Source organism: uncultured Eudoraea sp., from assembly GCF_947260015.1.
Lineage (GTDB): Bacteria > Bacteroidota > Bacteroidia > Flavobacteriales > Flavobacteriaceae > Eudoraea.
Genome location: NZ_CAMYOM010000078.1, coordinates 1 through 2,927 on the forward strand (window position 1 = coordinate 1; position 2,927 = coordinate 2,927).

At 39.7% G+C, this 2,927-nt stretch carries 2 protein-coding genes and 1 pseudogene; all 3 read right to left on the reverse strand.

The genetic code is table 11. The features are described from left to right. Window positions 1-221, reverse strand: a pseudogene (locus Q0X66_RS15620) (hypothetical protein); the annotation flags it as partial. 69 nt (window positions 222-290) lie between these two features. Then, window positions 291-1,364, reverse strand: coding sequence for an AI-2E family transporter (locus Q0X66_RS15625; RefSeq protein ID WP_297708011.1), 1,074 nt, complete (start codon window positions 1,362-1,364; stop codon window positions 291-293). 120 nt (window positions 1,365-1,484) lie between these two features. Beyond that, a partial coding sequence (locus Q0X66_RS15630) for a DUF1254 domain-containing protein (RefSeq protein WP_297708013.1) occupies window positions 1,485-2,927 on the reverse strand: 1,443 nt, incomplete at its 5' end.

Sequence of the window (2,927 nt, forward strand, 5' to 3'; positions counted from 1 at the left end):
TGAACATTTAGTGTGTTTTTTGAGCCATTATTAGGTCCTATCCCAAAATCGGTGTTGTTTTGAAGGGGCATACTGATCAAACTGGCAATTGGGTTTGCCAATTTTTTGGCTTGTTCGGCGGCACTTTCTTGAGGTTGTTCTTCCGAAGTATCTTGTGCCATTACAAATTGAGAACAGCAAATTATGCCGCAAACGAGTATTCTTAAAAGTAAATTTTTCATTGTTTTTTTATTTTATTTATTTTAATTATTATGAATGGCTTCACAACCGTTCTTTTTTTTATTTATTATTTATTCAATTTCAGGAATGTTTCCTTTCTCTGAAAATATGATGGCCAAATAGCGTGTTGACGGTATCTGACTTAGGGCAATTACCAATACGGCCATAATTGGTACCGCAAGTATCATCCCTACGATGCCCCATATCATCCCCCAAAAAGCAAGTGCGACGATTACGGTCACAGGGCCCAAATTTGTACCCTTGCCCATGATTTTGGGTTCAACAAAATTGCCAAGTAGAATCTCTACGGTTTCCAATGCCGCAAATACATATACCAATTTCATAATGTCTCCAGTGACCAAAAACGCAAATATGGCAGGTATAAGCGACCCAAATAAGGCCCCGATATAAGGGATAAAACTCAATAAAAATATCAAGAAAGACCACAGAAAAGCATATTCAACACCCATAAGTAAGAGAATGACATAGTCCACGCCTGCAGTTAGCAAACTGATCAGGGTTTTCTGCCAAAGAAATGATTGAACAGATGCGCTGATCTGCGCCATATTGTTCATGAATTTTTTGTATACCTTCCCTTTTACAGGGAATAATTTCTCGATTTTGAGCTTTTGGGTACTGTTTTCCAGAATGAAAAAGATGACATAAACAAGTACCACTACAAAATTACCCAGAAAGCTAGAGATTGAACCAATAAAGGTTTTTGCAATTCCCGCAAAATCAACGCCATCCAACCACTTATGGATATAATCCGCATATTTTGGATTGTTTAATAACGCACTTAAGTCACCAAACGATTCGTTCAATTTTGCCATATAAACAGGCATTGTAGCTGCTATTGCTTCCAAATTTCGAATCAACAATTCAGAAATCAATAGCGAAATCAATATCACAATAAGTATAGCTAGTGTACTGCTCACAAAAGGGGGAAATGATTTTCCTTTTATTTTTATGGCCTCTATGGATAGCTTTATCTTGTTGATAATGAACCATATCAGAACAGCAATAACCAAAGGTTTTAAAATCCCTTCAAAAAAAAGCAATCCTGCAATGACCAATGCTATGGAGGCAAAGCTGTAAAAAACAGAAGACGTACTCGCCTTCGGGATTAATGTTTCATTTTCCATACTTGGTTTCTACTAAATGATTATTCTTTTCTCTTGTTATTGATCCGAGTAACACATTCCAAAACATACCCTTTTTAAACAGGAGTGACTGAACAATCGAGTCACTCCTGTTTTATTTAATTAATTCATCAACTCAATCTCACTAGGTCGCCAGGTTTGATCTAACCATGATTGCAGTGGACCATACATTCGTAATGCCACGAACCAGGATTTGCCCGGAATAGTCTGTAACCAATTACTTTCTTGCCCTTTAGGTGGTTTTGGAGAGAAATACACGTCGATAGAACCATCAGCATTCGTTTTCATTCCTTCCTTATAACTATCCAAAGTAGGGAACTGCTGGTCAGTCTGCAATTGACAACGGGTTTGAGTATCATACATAGTTAAAGCCCAGAAATCTTTGACCGGAATATTCGCAGGTAGATTCAGTTTATAGGTTTTGGAGCCATCCAGTGCCTCACCCTTGGAATCAACCATACCCATTGAATAGTCAGATCCTTTTCCAGCCGATTTGCTCGACATGGCAGGAGACACACATATATAGCCGAAATGATAAAACACACGGCCATCGAGAACACGAGCACCCCCCGTATCCATATAAACAGTACTACCCCCAATAATTGGTTGACACCAACCACTGTTTTTGCCATAGGTATAGAGACCTGGATTACGTGGCTTGAAACTTATGGCACGTGAGGCTGTATTAGCTATAGCCGCTGCATCTACCAGAATATCCGTCATTCTTTTGTCTGTTGGGAAGGGTTTGCCCTTCTCGATGTTAATGGCTGCCAACTGACCGGTAATCTCAGCACCAAGAAAACCTGCTGGTTCTTCCTGAAGAATAGCATGAACATTTTGGTAAAAAGAAAAATCATTCGGAAGAACGGTTTGAATCTCTTTACCCGTGCCATTGATGAATTCCATTTTTGCTGGATTATCCATTTTAGCAAGCGGATACACTTTCAGATTTTCTCTGATATTCTTTGAAGCTGCTTCAATACCCTTATCCAGGTAGCCACGCATAAACAACCATGCTCCATAAGTTTTTGATTGCACTACATGAAAGCCTGCCTTTGGCACAGCACCTTGGTAATTTGGAGGTAATACCAGAAATCGACCACCTTTCCCTTGATCCGGACCTGCCATACCTAAATCTGTCATATAAAGGAAGGCCATGTCGTCTAATATACCAAGCATACGAGGAGGAAGATCTATAACTAATGGACCGTCCTTTAAATCTAACCAGCCCATGGCATACATGGTTGATGTATTTGCCGTTAACCACAGCGCCTTAGAGTCCAATAGGCCATCATATATCACTATCTTATTGTATGCATCGATACCAAATTCTTTCATCCCTTCGCGAATTGAATACATCGACATGGCCGGAATGCAGTTAAGGAAAGATTCCACAGCACGGGAGCGATCGAGATAATCATAAACCTTATTAACCGATGCTTCATCAGGAACCCCATCAAAGAATTTCATAGTTCCAATGGTGGTCTCCAATTTATCCGGAGCCATGATGCTTGCCGGAATAGGACTTGTCATTTTCATGACAGG